The 16163-nt window shown below is 72.2% G+C and carries 15 protein-coding genes and 2 pseudogenes; 13 read left to right on the forward strand and 4 right to left on the reverse strand.

The features are described 5' to 3' along the window. The first annotated feature begins 1 nt into the window (after position 1). The 10 genes from OG766_RS33165 (at position 2) to OG766_RS33210 (ending at position 10527) form a co-directional block, all read left to right on the forward strand. Complete coding sequence (locus OG766_RS33165) at positions 2–901, forward strand: carbohydrate ABC transporter permease (protein ID WP_328727030.1); 900 nt, start codon at positions 2–4, stop codon at positions 899–901. Beyond that, positions 898–1824: a carbohydrate ABC transporter permease gene (locus tag OG766_RS33170; protein ID WP_266385114.1), complete on the forward strand. Its 927-nt coding sequence runs from the start codon at positions 898–900 to the stop codon at positions 1822–1824. The genes OG766_RS33165 and OG766_RS33170 overlap by 4 nt, the downstream gene beginning before the upstream one ends. Continuing rightward, positions 1821–3932, forward strand: a complete 2112-nt coding sequence (locus tag OG766_RS33175; RefSeq protein WP_328727031.1) for an alpha-galactosidase — start codon at positions 1821–1823, stop codon at positions 3930–3932. Before OG766_RS33170 ends, OG766_RS33175 begins: the two co-directional genes overlap by 4 nt. A gap of 55 nt (positions 3933–3987) precedes the next feature. Then, a complete protein-coding gene (locus OG766_RS33180; RefSeq protein WP_266385110.1) occupies positions 3988–4746 on the forward strand; it encodes an SDR family NAD(P)-dependent oxidoreductase in 759 nt (252 codons plus the stop codon). Between the two features lie 49 nt (positions 4747–4795). Then, complete coding sequence (locus tag OG766_RS33185; RefSeq protein WP_328727032.1) at positions 4796–5614, forward strand: FadR/GntR family transcriptional regulator; 819 nt, start codon at positions 4796–4798, stop codon at positions 5612–5614. After that, entirely contained in the window at positions 5611–6756 is a 1146-nt protein-coding gene (gene dgoD, locus OG766_RS33190) for a galactonate dehydratase (RefSeq protein ID WP_266385106.1), read from the forward strand. The genes OG766_RS33185 and dgoD overlap by 4 nt, the downstream gene beginning before the upstream one ends. Before the next feature lie 8 nt (positions 6757–6764). Continuing rightward, positions 6765–7583 carry a hypothetical protein gene (locus tag OG766_RS33195; protein WP_328727033.1) on the forward strand — a complete coding sequence of 273 codons (819 nt, stop codon included), beginning with the start codon at positions 6765–6767 and terminating at the stop codon, positions 7581–7583. Positions 7584–7799: 216 nt separating this feature from the next. Beyond that, positions 7800–8435 (forward strand): bifunctional 4-hydroxy-2-oxoglutarate aldolase/2-dehydro-3-deoxy-phosphogluconate aldolase, encoded by a 636-nt coding sequence (locus OG766_RS33200; protein ID WP_266385101.1) that lies wholly within the window; start codon positions 7800–7802, stop codon positions 8433–8435. Next, positions 8432–9397 carry an SMP-30/gluconolactonase/LRE family protein gene (locus OG766_RS33205; RefSeq protein WP_328727034.1) on the forward strand — a complete coding sequence of 322 codons (966 nt, stop codon included), beginning with the start codon at positions 8432–8434 and terminating at the stop codon, positions 9395–9397. The genes OG766_RS33200 and OG766_RS33205 overlap by 4 nt, the downstream gene beginning before the upstream one ends. Positions 9398–9549: 152 nt before the next feature. After that, a complete protein-coding gene (locus tag OG766_RS33210) occupies positions 9550–10527 on the forward strand; it encodes a sugar kinase (RefSeq protein WP_266388624.1) in 978 nt (325 codons plus the stop codon). Between the two features lie 167 nt (positions 10528–10694). Here the strand turns inward: OG766_RS33210 and OG766_RS33215 are convergent, their stop codons facing one another. Beyond that, a complete protein-coding gene (locus OG766_RS33215; RefSeq protein WP_328727035.1) occupies positions 10695–11507 on the reverse strand; it encodes a YoaK family protein in 813 nt (270 codons plus the stop codon). A 166-nt stretch (positions 11508–11673) separates the two neighbouring features. On the opposite strand from OG766_RS33215, the pseudogene OG766_RS33220 reads away from it, so the two are divergent. Both OG766_RS33220 and OG766_RS33225 read left to right on the forward strand, forming a co-directional pair. Then, a pseudogene (locus OG766_RS33220) lies at positions 11674–11889 on the forward strand (FCD domain-containing protein); the annotation flags it as partial. A 159-nt stretch (positions 11890–12048) separates the two neighbouring features. Then, positions 12049–12492, forward strand: a pseudogene (locus tag OG766_RS33225) (amidohydrolase family protein); the annotation flags it as partial. A 176-nt stretch (positions 12493–12668) separates the two neighbouring features. Here OG766_RS33225 and OG766_RS33230 read toward each other — a convergent pair. The 3 genes from OG766_RS33230 to OG766_RS33240 all read right to left on the reverse strand — a co-directional run bounded on the left by OG766_RS33230 (position 12669) and on the right by OG766_RS33240 (position 14802). Then, positions 12669–13223 (reverse strand): GNAT family N-acetyltransferase, encoded by a 555-nt coding sequence (locus OG766_RS33230; RefSeq protein ID WP_328727036.1) that lies wholly within the window; start codon positions 13221–13223, stop codon positions 12669–12671. A gap of 158 nt (positions 13224–13381) precedes the next feature. After that, positions 13382–13846: a hypothetical protein gene (locus OG766_RS33235; RefSeq protein ID WP_328727037.1), complete on the reverse strand. Its 465-nt coding sequence runs from the start codon at positions 13844–13846 to the stop codon at positions 13382–13384. Between the two features lie 209 nt (positions 13847–14055). After that, positions 14056–14802 carry an SAM-dependent methyltransferase gene (locus OG766_RS33240; protein ID WP_266385088.1) on the reverse strand — a complete coding sequence of 249 codons (747 nt, stop codon included), beginning with the start codon at positions 14800–14802 and terminating at the stop codon, positions 14056–14058. A gap of 525 nt (positions 14803–15327) precedes the next feature. Here OG766_RS33240 and OG766_RS33245 point away from each other — a divergent pair. Next, positions 15328–15945 carry a phosphotransferase-like protein gene (locus OG766_RS33245; RefSeq protein WP_266388621.1) on the forward strand — a complete coding sequence of 206 codons (618 nt, stop codon included), beginning with the start codon at positions 15328–15330 and terminating at the stop codon, positions 15943–15945. Positions 15946–16163: the final 218 nt, after the last annotated feature.

Consider the following 16163-nt stretch of genomic DNA (forward strand, 5'->3'; position numbering starts at 1 on the left):
CATGGCGCTGATCGGCTCCGCACGACGGTCCAGGGCCACCCGCGTGCCCCCGGTGGTCCTGGCCTTCGTGCTCGTCCCGCTGCTCGCCGAGGCGTTCTGGGTCTTCTGGCCGGCCCTGCAGGGCTTCTACCTGTCGCTGACCTCCTGGGACGGCCTGACGGCACCCGGGTTCGTCGGCCTCGGCAACTTCAGCGAGATGGCGCACGACCCCGTCTTCCGCACCGCCCTGGTCAACACCGTGCTGTGGCTGCTGCTCTTCGGCGGGCTCTCCGCCGCCCTCGGCCTCGGTGCCGCGCTGCTGCTCCAGCAGGAGCGGCGCGGCATCGGGTTCTACCGGGCGGCGCTCTTCCTGCCGGTGGTCTTCTCGCTGGTCGCCACCGCGCTGGTGTGGCAGGCGATGTACCAGCCGGACGGTCTGATCAACAACGTGCTGTCGGCCGTCGGTCTCGGCGGCTGGCGGCACGCCTGGCTCGCCGACCAGGACACCGCCTTCTACGCGGTGATCGTGCCCGCGCTGTGGCGACAGGTCGGCTACGTCATGGTGCTCTACCTCGCCGGCCTCAAGGGAATCGATCCCGTGCTGTACGAGGCGGCCAAGGTCGACGGCGCGGGCCGCCTGCAGCAGTTCCGCCACATCACCCTGCCGCAGCTGCGCAGCGTCAACGCGGTCGTCCTGTCGGTCATCGTCATCGACTCCCTGCGCTCGTTCGACGTCGTCTGGGCGCTCACCCGCGGCGGCCCGTACCACTCCTCCGAACTGCTGAGCACCTACATGTACTCCACCGCGTTCCAGTCCCTGCGCCTCGGATACGGCTCCGCGCTCGCCGTCGTCATCTTCGTGCTCGCCTTCGGCGTCATCGCCAGCTACCTCGTGCGCGCCTTCCGGGAGGCCGACCGATGACCGTCACCCACGCCTCCGCACCCGTCGGCAAGGACTCCGGTGGCGATTCCGGCACCGGCTCCGCCGCTCCGCGGCCGCACCCCCGCCGGCCTGCCCTCGGCAGCCGCGCCCTGCGCACCGCCGGCTTCCACCTCACGGCAGGCATGGTGTCCGCGCTGTGGCTGCTGCCGATCGCCCTCGTCCTGGTCACCAGCACCCGCACCTTCGACGACATCGCCGCCCACGGGGTCGGCAGCCTGCCGCACTCCTTCACCCTGGACGGCTTCCGCCAGGCATGGGTGGACGGCGGCCAGCAGCAGGCCCTCGTCAACAGCATGCTCGTCACCGTTCCCACCGTGCTGCTCTCGCTCGGCCTCGCCTCCATGGCGGCCTTCGCGCTCAGCCGCTACGACCTGCCCCTGCGGCGAGCCCTGCTGCTGCTCATGCTCGGCGGCAACCTGCTGCCCCCGCAGATCCTGCTGATCCCGGTCGCCAAGCTCAGCGAAGTGATGGGCATCCACGACCAGTTGTACGCCCTGATCGGGGTGCAGGTCGGCTTCGGCGTCGGCTTCTACGTCTTCGTCCTGCACGGCTTCATGCGGGCGATCCCCGACGAGATCCAGCAGGCCGCCGTCATCGACGGCGCGAGCCCCTGGCAGATCTACCGGCGGATCATCATGCCACTGGCCCGCCCGGCACTCGCCGCACTCAGCGCGCTGTCGTTCACCTGGATCTTCAACGACCTGCTGTGGGCCATCACGGTGCTCCGCACCGACACCCGGATGCCGATCACCGCGTCCCTCATCGGACTGCAGGGCCAGTACGTGTCCATGTGGAACGTGATCGCCGCAGGATCGGTGATCGCCGCCGCCCCCACCGTCGCCGTCTTCCTCCGCTTCCAGCGCCACTTCGTCGCCGGACTGAACCTCGGAGCCGTCAAGTGACCCCGCACGACCGGTGGCTGCTGCGCACCGACACCACCACCTACGCCGTCACCCTCGGCCCGGACGGCCGCTGGGCCGAGCTCGCCGCCTGGGGCCCGCACGGCGCCGAAGCCGGCCCTTCGCCGATGGACCGGTCGCGGCGCACCCACTTCCTCACCCCCGCCGACGCCGCCCCTGCCGAGTACATCCCGTACGGGCTGCGCCCCTTCACCGGCGCCGACCTGATCGCCCAGCACCCGGGCGGCGAACGCGGCAGCTGGTGGAGGTTCACCGGCGCCGCGCCGGACGGCGACCGCGCGCTGCGCCTGGACTTCACCGACGACGTCCTCGGCCTGCGGACGACCCTGTGCTACGAGACCGTTCCCGGCACCGACGTCGTCCTGCGCTGGACCGAGCTGACCTGCACCGGGGAGAGCGAACTGCGCCTGGAACGCTTCGACTCCGCCGCCGTCAACGTGCCCGTCCAGGCGGGCGCCCGGCTGACGTACCTGGCGGGACAGTGGTCGCAGGAGTTCCAGCTGCGGCACATGGAACTGGCGCGCGGACGCTTCGAGATGGAGAGCACCCAGGGCTCCGCCGGTCACGCGTACGCCCCATGGCTCGCGATCCAGGACTCCGCCGCCCCCACCGAAGGCGCCACCCCCACCTACGGCATCGCCCTGGAATGGTCCGGCAACTGGCGCATCACCGCCGACGCCGAGCCCGGCGGCTCCGTACGGATCCGCGCCGGGCGGGTGCCGCATGAGGGCGCCGTCCGCCTCGCCCCCGGCACCACCCTCACCACGCCTCGGCTGGCCTGCGCCTTCAGCCCCGACGGCCTCGACGGACTGGCCCGTGTGTGGCACCGCTACGAGCGCCGGCTCACCGGCGCGCGCATGGACCGGCCCCGCAAGGTCCTCTACAACTCCTGGGAGGCCACCGGCTTCGACGTCGACGCCGCCGGACAGCTGGAGCTGGCCAAGACGGCCGCGGAGCTGGGCGCCGAACTGTTCGTCGTCGACGACGGCTGGTTCACCGGACGCCACGACGACACGGGCGGCCTCGGCGACTGGGAGCCGGACCCCGCCGGCTTCCCCGGCGGACTCGACCACTTCATCGACCAGGTCAGGGCGCTCGGCATGGACTTCGGCCTGTGGGTCGAACCCGAAGCGGTCAGCCCCCGCTCGCGGCTCCACGCCGAACACCCCGAATGGGCCTACCGGATCGACGGCCGACCCGTCACGCTCGTGCGCAACCAGCTCCTCCTCGACCTCGGCCGCCCGGACGTCCAGGACTTCGTCATCGGCACCCTCGACCGGCTGCTTTCCTCCCACGCCATCAGCTACCTCAAGTGGGACATGAACCGGCCGCCCACCGAACGCGGCCGCCCCGGGCACCCGGCAGGCACCGACCCGGAACGCCAGGACCTCGACGCCGCCCACGTCGCCGGCTACCTGCGCGTCCTGGACCACCTGCGCAGCGCCCACCCCCACGTCACCGTCGAAGGCTGCGCCGGCGGCGGCGCACGCATCGAACACGCCACCCTCGCCCGTACCGACGTGGTGTGGCCCAGCGACAACACCGCACCCATGGACCGGCTGCGCATCCAGTACGGCTACCTCCACGCCCACGCCCCGCACACCATGAGCTCCTGGGTCACCGACGCCCCCGGCATCTTCGACCCGCGGCCCCGCTCCCTCGCCTTCCGCTTCGTCGGCTCCCTCGCCGGCGTGCTGGGAATCGGCGCCGACATCCGCGACTGGACGCCGGATCAGCGCGCCGAGGCCGCCGGATGGATCGCCCGCTACAAGGACGTCCGCGACGTCGTCCACCACGGCGAGGTCCATCTGCTCGGCAGCCCCGACGACCCGACCTGCGGCATCCAGTACGAGGAACCGGGCGGCCACCGGCTGGTGGTGACCGCCTGGAACACCGGACCGCTCGACGGCGCGCCGCTGGTTCCCGGCGCGGCCGCCCGGCTGCGGCTGCGCGGCCTCGACCCGGGCGCGGCGTACACCGACCAGGACTCCGGGACCCGCTACAGCGGCGCGTATCTGCTCCACTCGGGGCTGCCGTTCGCCTGGACCGCCGCACACGACGCGGAGTTGGTCGTCCTGGCCCGGGAGTGACGACAACGGAAGAATCCGAGCACCCACCACCTCCCGACAGGAGACGAACCACCCCATGAACCCAGCGGCCCGCTTCACCCACCGCGTCGCCGTCGTCACCGGCGCCGCATCCGGCATCGGTGCGGCCACCGCGGCACGCCTCGCCGCCGAGGGCGCGGCCGTCGTGCTCGCCGACATCGCCGTCGACCGCGGCGAGGAGACCGCCGCGCGGCTGCGCAAGGACGGCGCGCGCGCCCTCTTCGTCGCCGCCGACACCGCACGCGAGGACGACTGGCGGCGGGTGATGACCGCCGCCCACGCCTTCGGGCCCGTGGGCGTCCTGGTCAGCAACGCGTTCACGGTGGAGGTCGCGCCCGCCCACGACACGAGCCTCGCCTCCTGGGAACGGCAGCTGTCGGTCAACCTCACCGGCGCCTTCCTCGGCTTCAAGGCGGCACTGCCCGACCTGCGCGACAACCGGGGCGCCGTGGTGCTCGTCTCCTCCGTCCACGCCCACCGTGGCATCCCCGGGCACCCCGCGTACGCGGCGAGCAAGGGAGCCCTGCTGTCGCTGTGCGGTCAGCTCGCCGCCGAGTACGGACCGGACGTACGCGTCAACGCCGTGCTGCCCGGCCCGATCCTCACCGGCGCGTGGGACCGGGTGCCGCAGCACGACCGTGAACGGAGCATCGCCGAAACCGCGGCCCGCCGCTTCGGCACCCCCGAGGAGGCCGCCGCAGCCGTCGCCTTCCTCGCCGCCGACGAAGCCTCGTACATCACCGGATCGAGCCTGCTCGTGGACGGCGGCTGGAGCGTCGTCAAGGCTTCCGCCTGACGGACCGACAGCGCCGGCCCGCCGACCGACCAGCAAGAAAGGCAAACACATGACGCCATACGCGCGCCGCGGAGTGCACGGCCAGACCGTGGAGACCCTCGCCCGCCGGGTACTCAGCGGCGAGATCCCCGAGGGAGCGACGCTCGACATGGCAGCCCTGCAGAGCGAACTGGACGTCAGCCTGACGGCCCTGCGTGAATCGCTGAAGGTGCTCGCGGCCAAGGGCATGGTCGACGCCCGGCAGAAGCGCGGCACCTTCGTGCGGCCCCGGTCCGACTGGAACCTCCTCGACGCCGACGTCCTGCGCTGGCAGTTCTCCGAGAGCAGCGGCACCGGCGCCGACCCGGCACTGCTGCGCAACCTCGGCGAGGTCCGCGGCATCATCGAACCCGCCGCCGTGCGGCTGGCCGCGGCCCGCCGCACCGACGCCGACCTCGAGGCACTGGAGGCGGCACTGGCCGCCATGGGCCAGGAAGGCGGCGCGAGCCACGCCGTCGAGTCCGACCTCGCCTTCCACCGCGCACTACTCGCAGCCACCCACAACGAACTGCTGGAACGCATGGAGATGGTCATCGAGTCGGGCCTGGCCCAGCGCGACCGGCTCGTGCACAGCGCCCCGCACAGCGGGGACCCCGTACCCAGCCACCGGGCCGTCCTCGACGCCGTACGCGACCGGGATCCGGACGCCGCCGAGCAGGCCATGTGCGCCCTGCTCGACCAGGCGATGCGCGACCTCGACAAGGTCAGCGGCCCGCACGGGAGAGGGGCCGGGGACAACGGGAACGGGGCCGAGGCCGCCGACGGCACTGCCGGGGAGACGGGTGGCACCGCCGGAGCCGACGACGAGAAGGACGGCCGGGCAAAGTGAAGATCGAGCGCGTCGAGACCTTCCTCGTCCCGCCCCGCTGGCTGTTCTGCCGGATCGAGACCGACGACGGTGTCGTCGGCTGGGGCGAACCCGTGGTCGAGGGCCGGGCCGAAGTCGTACGGGCAGCCGTCGACGTCCTGTCGGAGTACCTGGTGGGCCAGGACCCGCTGCGCATCCAGGACCACTGGCAGGTGCTGACCAAGGGCGGCTTCTACCGTGGCGGGCCCGTGCTCTCCAGCGCCGTGGCAGGCATCGACCAGGCCCTGTGGGACATCGCGGGCCGCACCCTCGGCGTACCGGTGCACACCCTGCTCGGCGGGCCCGTCCGTGACACGGTCCGCGTGTACGCGTGGGTCGGCGGCGACGAACCCGCCCAGATCAAGGACGAGGTCACCGCCCAGGCCGAGGCGGGCTTCACCGCCGTCAAGATGAACGCCGCCGGGCGCACCGCACCACTCACCAGCCCCGCCGAGACCGCCGCGGTCGTCGAACGGGTCGCGGCGGCACGCGAGGCCCTCGGCCCGCACCGTGACGTCGCGATCGACTTCCACGGCCGGTTCAGCGCCGCCAACGCGCGCCGCGTGCTCCACGAGATCGCCCCGCTGCACCCGCTGTTCGTCGAGGAGCCCGTCCTGCCCGACCAGGCCCATCTGCTCCCGGGGCTGGTGTCCGCCTCGTCCGTCCCGCTCGCCACCGGTGAACGGCTCTACGGGCGCGCCGACTTCCTCCCGGCACTGACCGCGGGCATCGCCGTCGCCCAGCCGGACCTGTCGCACGCCGGCGGGATCTCGGAGGTCACCCGGATCGCCTCGCTCGCCGAGACCTTCGGGGCCCAGCTCGCGCCGCACTGCCCGCTCGGGCCGATCGCGCTGGCCGCGAGCCTCCAGGTCGCCTTCGCCACGCCCAACTTCCTGATCCAGGAGCAGAGCCGCGGCATCCACTACAACAAGGAGGCCGACCTGCTGTCCTACCTCGTCGACACCGAACCCTTCCGCTTCGTCGCCGGCCAGGCGCACCGCACCCCACTGCCCGGACTCGGCATCGCCGTCGACGAGGACGCGGTGCGCGCGGCCGACCGCTCCGGCCACGCCTGGCGCAACCCTGTCTGGCGGCACGCCGACGGCTCCTTCGCCGAATGGTGAGCCCCGCCGTGAACACCACGGCGAGCCCTGGGGAGCGCGGCATCCGGCTGCCGGTGTCCGTCGTCACCGACCCGCAACGCGGCGGCCGCTGGACCTCGCTGACCGCCGGCGGCCGCGAATGGCTCTGGCACCGCGACGAGCCGCGCCGCGCCCGCGTCAGGCCCGGCGACGCCTTCGCCGACGCCGGGGGACTGGAGGAGTGCGTACCCACGGTGCGCGGGCTCCCCGACCACGGGGACGCCTGGTCACGGCGGTGGCGTCGGGACGGGGACCTGGACGTCGTGGACTGTCCCGACTTCCGCCTGACCCGCCGTATCCGCGACGACGCCGGGGCGGCCGTCGCCGACTACACGCTCACCGCCGAGCCGGGTTACCGCTTCGTGTGGGCCGCCCACGCCCTGCTGGACCTGTCCCCGGCCGCCCGGATCGGCATCGAGGGCCCCGCCGTGACCCGGCTCCACCCGGACGAGGGCGCGCGGTGGGTCACCGGCGCCTGGCCCCGCGTCGACGGCATCGCGCTGGACCGGCTCGGCCCGGACGACGGGACCGCCGTGGGAGCCGTCGTCCTCACCCCGCGGGTCGCCGTGCACGACGGCTTCGACACCCTGCACATGTCCGTGGAGGCCGACGGCCCGCCGGTGTCCGTCGCCCTGTGGCGCAACCTCGGCGGCTTCCCGCAGGACGCGCCGTACCGCTCCGTCGGTGTCGAGCCGATGCTCGGCCGCGTCTTCGACCGCACGGCGGCCGACGACGGCGACACGGCCGTCGTACCCGCGTCCGGCGAAGCCGCCTGGCGGCTCACCGTCACCGTGACCCGTCGCCACTGACCACGCAACGCCGACCACCGCACCGCTGACCACCGATCACCGCTGACGAACGCGCCGCCGACCGCCGACCACCGCGCCGCTGACGACCGACCGCCGACCACCGCGCCGCTGACGACCGACCGCCGACCACCGATCACCGATCACCGCGCCGCCGATCACCGCGCCGCCGACCACCGCACCACCCGCTGAACACACCACCACCAGAAGGGATGTCGGATGGACCTGCTCGCCGCGCTGCGCGACCACCGGCTGCTCGCCATCGTCCGCGGCAGCGACCCGGACGCGGCGCTGAACACCGTCCTCACCCTCGCCGAGGAGGGCGTCGCCCTCATCGAGGTCTCCCTCACCGGACGCGACGCGCTCGACGTCATCGCCCGGGCCCGCGCCGCCCTCGGCCCGGACGCGCTCCTCGGCGCAGGCACCGTCCTGACCGCCGACGACGCACGGGAAGCCCACAAGGCCGGAGCCGCCTTCCTCGTCACCCCGGCGGTCAGCGACGGCATAGCCACCGGCCGGGAACTCGGACTCCCGGTGCTCGCGGGCGTGATGACCCCCACCGACATCCTTCAGGCACTCCGGCTCGGCGCCGACGCCCTCAAGCTCTTCCCGGCCGGCAGCGCCGGCGGCCCCGGGTACCTGCGCGACCTGCGAGGCCCCTTCCCCGACCTGCCCTTCGTGCCCGTCGGGGGAGTGGACGCCGGGGCGGCCGCGGAGTACCTGCGAGCCGGCGCCACGGCCGTCGGTGTCGGCTCCCCGCTGACCGGCGACGCCGCCTCGGGAGGCAGCCTCGCCGCCCTGCGCGCGCGGGCCCGTGAGTTCCTGGACGTCGTCCGTCCGGAGACCCGCCCGTGACCGCGCCCACGGTCCTCGCGACCGACCGCCTCGAACTCGGCGAGGGCATCCGCTGGACGGACGGCCGGGCCGTACTGACCGACATCCTCACCGGCCGGCTCCTGTCCGCCCCCGGCGACCCCGCCGCACCGCACGGGCTGATTACCCAACTGCCCTGCCCGCTGGGCGCGGTGGCCCCGGTCGAGGGCCGGCCCGGCCACTGGATCGCGGCGGCGGGCACCGGTGTCTGCCGCATCGACGACGCCGGGCGACCCGACTGGATCGCCCGCCCCGAGGACGGCGCCCCGGTGCCGATGCGGATGAACGACGGCGTCGCCGACCCGCACGGCCGGTTCTGGGCGGGCAGCATGGCGTACGAGGCGACCGAGGACGCGGGATCCCTCTACCGCGTCGACCGCGACGGCAGTGTCACCCGCGTGCTGCGGGACATCACGGTGCCCAACGGCCCGGCCTTCAGCCACGACGGCACGCTCATGTATCTCGCCGACAGCGCCCGGGGCATCGTCCGGCGCTACCCCGTCGACCCGGCCACCGGCGACCTGGGCGAGCCCGAACGCTTCGTCACCTTCGGTACGGGCAGCCCCGACGGCATGACGACCGACTCCGAGGGCGGCCTCTGGACCGCTGTCTGGGGCACCGGACAGGCTCACCGCTACCACCCCGAGGGCACTCTCGACCGAACCGTGGAGCTGCCCGCCGCGCAGCCCGCCGGGTTGTGCCTCGGCGGCCCCGACGGGCGCACCCTCCTCGTCACCAGCGCCCGCATCGGCCTGCCCCGGCCGCGCCCGCTGGACGGCGCCGTCTTCGCGTTCCGCGTGGACGTACCCGGAGCACCGGCCGCGCCGTACCGCCCGGCGGACGCCACGGACCCGGACCGCGCGGATTCCGCCGCCGCGGACTCTGTGGCCGCTGGGGGCTCCGCGGCCGGGGCCTGCGCGTCGACCGGGGACCTCCTGCCGTGACCGGGGACACCGGGGCCATCGGGCATGCCGCCGACACCGCGCGCTCGATCCACGCCGCCGACAGCGCGTACTCCATCCACACCGACGACAGCGCGCACTCAATCCACACCGTCGGCAGCGCCGACAGTGGCGACAGCGTTGAGGAACCCGCCATGAGCACCCTCTTGCCACTGCGCCCCGGCCCCGTGGTCTGCGTCGGCGAGACCATGGCCGCCCTCGCCCCCGAACCCCTCGGACCGCTGGAGGACGCCGACCTGCTCCGCGCGGACATCGCGGGCGCCGAGTCCAACGTCGCCCTCTACCTCGCCGACCACGGCATTCCCGCCCGATGGGTCTCCGCGGTCGGCGACGACCCCTTCGGCCGACGCGTCCGCGACCGGGTCGCCGCGGGCGGAGTCGATGTCAGCGGCGTCCGTACCGACCCGGAACGGCCCACCGGACTGCTTCTCAAGGACCCGGGCGAGCACGGCACCCGCGTCCACTACCACCGCCGCGGCTCCGCCGCCTCCGCCCTCACCCCCGACCTGCTCGACGACCCGGCGCTGGCGGGCGCCGCACTCCTCCACCTCAGCGGCATCACGCCGGCCCTGTCGCCCAGTTGCCACGCCCTCGTCGAGCGGGCGCTACGGCCCGACCGCCCCTGTCCCGTCAGCTTCGATGTCAACCACCGCCCCGGCCTGTGGACCGGTCGCTGCGCCGCCGACGTCCTGCGGTCGCTCGCCGACCGGGCCGACATCGTCCTCGTCGGCCTCGACGAGGCCCAGGCCCTGTGGGGAGAGGCGGTGACCGACGCCCTCACGGTCCGCGAACTCCTCCCCGGCCCCCGCATCCTCGTCGTCAAGGACGGCGCCAGGGAGGCCACTGCTTTCGTCGGCACGGACACCCACACCGTGCCCGCCCTCACCGCCCGCGTCGCCGAACCGGTCGGTGCCGGCGACGCCTTCGCCGCCGGCTTCCTCAGCGGCCTGCTGCGGGGCCTGTCTGCGGAGCAGGCCCTGCGTCTCGGTCATCTGACGGCCGCCTCCGCCCTCCGGGTCGCCGCGGACCACGGCCCCCTTCCGGCTCCCGCGGTGATCACGACGCTGCTCGCCGCCGACGACGAGACCTGGCGCGCCGCCAGGATCGACTGACCTCCCGGGCTGGCCGTACCCATGGGGCAGCACCCCGGCCCACGGGCAACTCCGGTCACCGCAGGGGCTGTTCCGCGGTGCGGATCCACGACATGACGCAGGCGCCAGGCGGCCCAGAACGAGCAGCTAGGACTGGAAGCCGTCGTCGGCGCGACGACGGCGGCTGGTCACCCTGACCGCTTACCCGGCGGGCGCGGAGGTGGCGCCGTGGGCCCGCCTCCGTGTGACCGGAGAAGGAACGCCCTCCGCCGCCTGCGTCGTGGCTCCTCCACCCGCCCGCGAGGAGATGCCGAGGCGATCACGACGACCGTCCCGACCAGCACCGCGGGAAGCACCGGCGCCCACAGCGGCGCGAACCGCAGCAGCAGGGCCCCGACCGTGGCTCCGACCAACAGGGCGCCCAAGCGCGCCGCGCCGTCGGCGGCTCCGGCGAGCCGGGGCGGCCGGCCCGTCGTCAGGCCGCGGACAACGGTGGTCAACGTACCGGTCAGGTACGTGGTCGACGCACCACGCACACCGGAGCCGATGGTGATCGCACTCTGCATCCCCATCGCCGCCGCGGCGGCGGCGAGAAGCAACGCGGCGGTGTACGGGCCCGGGTCGCCGCCGGTGGCCGGCCATCCGCCTGCCACGCAGGCCAGGAGCGCCAGTTCCGCCGCCACGAGCAGACTGGTGCGCCGATACCAGCCGGCGCTCCGCCGCGCCTGCCCGGCGCTGCCCGCCGCCACGCCCACGGCGTAGCCTCCGACCGCGACCGCCGCGCTCACCAGGAGCGGACCGTCGGGGGTCGCGATGCCTCGGCCCAACTGCACCAGGTTGCCCGTGACGACGCTGGCGAATGCGCCTCCGAGCCTGATGACGCACACCGCGTCGAGGCATCCGGCCGCTGCGGTCAACACCAGAAGGAGCCGTACGACGAGCCGCTGCGGCAGGCCCACGTCCGGCTGACCCGACCTCGCCCGGCCGCTCCACGGGTGCATCCGGCTCCTTGTCCCTTCACGCCGCCACCAGAGCACTGTAAGACCGTGGGGCGTTCCCATCGCCGAGGCGGGGATGCCTATCCTCGCCCGGTACGGCAAACGAAGGACAGGTGCACATGGCGGACGGCGGCAGGACCGGTTCGAGAGACGCGGACAGCACCTCGACAATCCGCTCCTCGCCCGCACCATGGAGCAGCTGAGCTGGCAGCTTCAGCTGCTGTTCGGTCTGCGGGAGGAGCCCGCGCAGATGCGGGCCCAGCACACGGAGATGTTCCGGCACATCGCGGCGGGCGATGGGGAGGCCGCGGCGGCGAGCACGCTGCTGCATGTGCGTGACAGCAGGTCGGTGGCTCTGCGTTCCCTCTTCGGGAACAAGGACTGAGCCTCTTTGTATACCAACTGGACGAGGGGTCTCCCCTCGGCGATCAACTGAGGGGAATCCGCGCAGTTCCTGCCGTCACATCCGCCACCCTCTTGCTCGCCGTCTGATGCTTGGTATTCAAAGTGGAGGGTCGTCGTCCCCCGGCCGCCAGGAGCCCCCATGTGCGTCGCAGCCACACCGCCGCCCTCCAACAAGCTCACCCGCCGCGGGATGCTCGCCGGTGCGGCCGCGCTCGCCGGCACGGCGGCGGCCGTCACCCCCGCGTCGGCGGACCCGCGAGGCGGGTCCGCAGGCGGCCGGGGGGAGGACTGCGCGCCGCGCGGCGGAAACCTGGTCGTCGAGGGCGGTACGGTCCTCGATCCCGCGACCGGCGAGGTCATCGAGGATGCCGTCGTAGTCATCAAGGACGGAGTGGTCGGCGCGGTGGGCGCGGTGGGCGCGCGCGGCAGCGTCGCCACGCCCCAGGGTGTGACGGTCCTCGACGCTCACGGCCGATGGCTGCTGCCCGGCCTCGTCGACGCCCACATCCACCTCAGCACCGCCGCCGAGGCCCGTGACGCGGTCCGCCAAGGCGCGACCAGCGCCCGCAGCGGGTCGACGAACTTGGCGGGTGGCGATGCTGCGCCACTGCTTCAAGCGGTTGATGCACCGCTGGACCGTGTGTGCCGTGAGCCGGGGACGCTTCGCTGTCTGATGCGAGCCGTCCTGGACCGCCGGTTCCGACCTCCCGGTTGATCCTCAGGATGCTGCCTCGCTGAACACCACGTGGGGCCGCGGGGTCAGGCGTATGGCGAGGGGCGCGTCTGCAGGCGCCAGATCACATCGATGCCCGACTCGCCCGGGGCTGTAGGCCCTTCCGGCACTCGCACGCGCTCGATCTCGAGGAAACCCAAGCGCCGGGCGACGGCTCCGCTCGCGTGGTTGGCCGCGTCGTGATGGATCTCGATGCGATCGATGCCGGGCATCCGGCGTCCCGCGTTCACCGCGGCAGCGACGGCCGTGGTGGCCAATCCCTTCCCCGTCCAGGCGTGGTGGAGCCAGTAGCCGATCTCCAGCCCGCCGGGACCGACCCGGCGCATCAGACTGCAGCTGCCGATCGCCACACCACCCGAGGTGATCGCGTAGTGGTACGCCTGCCCCGAGGCCCACTCCTCCTCGCTCCGGGTCAGAAACTCCTTGCCCTGCTGCCGGTCATGGGTGGCCGCGAAGGGCATCCAGGGGAGCAAGTGATCACGTGACTCGGTGATCAACCGATGCAGGATCTCGATATCTTGCACACGCCAACGGCGCAGCTCCACGTGGGCGGAGCGGAGTATCTCCCCGGGCTGTTCCATGACCAGGATCCTGACGGAGCCACGTCCGCCCGACAACGCAATTACCGGCGCTCAAGGCGCCACGCCTTCCCCCTCGGCCGCGGCGCGGCCTCCGACGCCGCCCCAGGCGGCACCTGTTGACCGACCCCGCGCTGGACTGCCGGCCGAACGCGAGGACGCTACACCTTCTCCTTGTACAGCTTGATCTCGGAGGGCAGGCGATCGAGCAGTGGCTGCAGATGGGCTCCCACCGTGTCGAACCACTGGTCGAGGCTTTCATCGGTGTCGTAGAAGAACCACGAATGGAAGCTTCCGAGATCGTCAGGAGCTGGATCGGATTCGTAGCGGAGCTCGCAGTGGACCTGAATGTAGTGGTCGTGCTCGCCGTGGTCATCGACGATGGTGAACTGCCGAGTGAGGTCCACGGTGAACATCGGTGGCCCGCCGAAAGAGTATGTGCCGTACTGGAAAAGCAGCCCGTCGGAGTCGGGTGTGGGTGCTGTGTCAAAACGTTCCTGCCCGAAACGGACGAAGGCCGGCCAGACGGCGCGAGCGGTCAGCTCAGTCGACGCCGGTCGTCCGATCGCCACCTCGGCACGCAGGAGATCGAGGGCTGCCTCCAGTCGGTGCCTGTCGTCGGGCATGCAGCACTCCTTGCTTCGTGAATCAGCAGCCTAACTACTCCTAGCGAAATGGCCGGGCGACGATCTCTCGGCACTTGCCGATGAGTGATCGTCAAGATCTGTGGATGACGTGGCGCGTGTTCAGCCCACGGGTTTTCGGGGCGTTCGAGGCGAGGCGCCGTGCGAATGAGCCCCGGCAGGTGGCGCCGGGGCTCACTCGGAGTGGTGTGTCAGCGGTCCATCAGTGCGAAAACGCCCCACCCGAGGTATTCGCGCTGATACCTGGCGTGCTGGACGGGTGCCGCAGTGAGTTCCGCACGCATCTCGTCGGCAAGCTCGTCGTCGGGGTTGGCATCCAGCCAGCGGCGGATGTTGAGCCACTGCGCCGCGACGTACCGGTCCCAGCTGTCCTGATCGGCAAGGACCATCTCGACGACATCACAGCCCAGGGCGCCGAACTGGTCGAGCAGTTCCGGCAGCGGGAGCAAATCGTCCTTGCGGGCCAAGTGGCAGCCCTCGACGGTGGCCTGGTCCTGAGGCTCGCGGCGCCAGTACGGTTCGCCGATCAGCATCATGCCGCCGGGAGCGAGACTGCGCCGCAGGAGTTCGACGGTGCCCGCCACGCCGGAGCCGATCCAGGTGGCGCCGATGCAGGCAGCGATTCCGACCGGATCGTCGGCGACGTGGCCCGACGCATCAGCGTGCACGAAGCCGACCCGGTCGGCTACGCCCAGCTCCACGGCTCGCGAGCGGGCGGCGTCGACGAACACGGTGCTGATGTCCACCCCGGTGCCGCTCACACCGTGGTCGCGGGCCCAGGTACACAGCATCTCACCCTTGCCGCAGGCGAGGTCGAGCACGCGGGTGCCCGGCGACGGGCTGATGGCCTGGCCCAGGATGGCCAGCTTCTCGCTGGTGAACGGGTTGCAGAGGCGATGGCTGCTCTCGCGGATGGTGAAGCTACGTGGCAGATCCACTATGGGGATTCCTTCGGTCCAGGGAGGTGAGAACGGCTGGGGAGGGCGGCCGACGGAAGTTGGCCGCGACTACCTGAACCGTCATCAAATGCACCTCCTCGGACGCGTGAAGGCTGGGACCGCTCGAAGGTACGGCCGCTGAGACCATCGTGTCCATCGCATTTCACGTCCTCCGAGAGGTGCGTCATGCGATGCGGGTCGTCGCCGGACGTTCGACGAGCTGACCTCGTTCGCAGCGGGCTCCGGCACATACGAGGGCGACAAGATGAGGCGCGTTCACGGCCCGCCAGCGGGCCTGGGCGGACTCGACGAGCTTTGAGCGCGTGATCACGGTCCTCGGCGTTGCAGATCTCCTGCAGAGCCTTCTTCGCGCCGGGCTGGGGGGACTTCGGCAGGGCGTTCGCGGGCCCACTGCTGGATGTGTCAGCCGGAGCAGCACTCCTCGGACTCACGCCGGCGTGATCCCGTGTCATGATCGCGCGAACGCAACACGCTCAGGTGCCCAGCCGATGGAAGGACGACAACATGGCGGCCGAGGCGGCTCCGGGCACGGCCGAGCCGGCCCGCGCCCGTATTCCCGACACCGTGGCCGGGGGAACGACCATCCTGCTCAACGGCACGTCCAGCTCCGGCAAGTCCAGCATCGCGCAGGCACTCCTCGGCCTTCTCGACGGCACGTGGTTCCACATGCCCGTGGACGCCTTTCACGCCATGCGCTGCAACCGCCCCATAGCCGACGAGGACCTCCAGGCCGAGATCGACCGCACATCCAAGGGCTTCCACCGCGCGGTCGCCGGGATGGCGGCGGGTGGCAACAACCTCATCGTGGACTACCCACTCAGCCGCCGCTGGCGGCTGCTGGACCTCCTCGATCTGCTCGTGCTCGAAGACACGGCCCTGATCGCGGTCCGCTGCCCACTGCCCGAGCTGGAGCGCCGTGAGCGCGAGCGTGGCGACCGACAGCTGGGACTCGCTGCCATGCAGTACGACGAGGTGCACTCCCACGCACTGCACGACTTCGATGTGGACACCAGCCTCCTCACCCCGGAGCAATGTGCCCTCCGCATCCGTGACTTCCTGTCGGACCGGCCGCGTCCCACCGCCTTCGAACGGCTTCGGCAGACACTGCGGTCCTCCGACTGATCTCTTCTCCGTCTGCTGATGTGCCTTGTACAGCGGGCTCGCCCCAGATCGAGGAGGCCCTGGCGCGGGCCAGGAGGCCGACGCCGCCCCCGTCCAGCGCCGCACGGACAGCGTCTCCGTGGCCGTCGGTATCCAGGGCGGCGTCCAGGGCGGCGACGAGCAAGTGCGCCGAGTTCGGATCACCCCGTAGTGGCCGCTGCAGGAAGATGGCGCCGCGT

The sequence above is a fragment of the Streptomyces sp. NBC_00259 genome (assembly GCF_036181745.1).
Taxonomy (GTDB): Bacteria; Actinomycetota; Actinomycetes; order Streptomycetales; family Streptomycetaceae; genus Streptomyces; species Streptomyces pratisoli.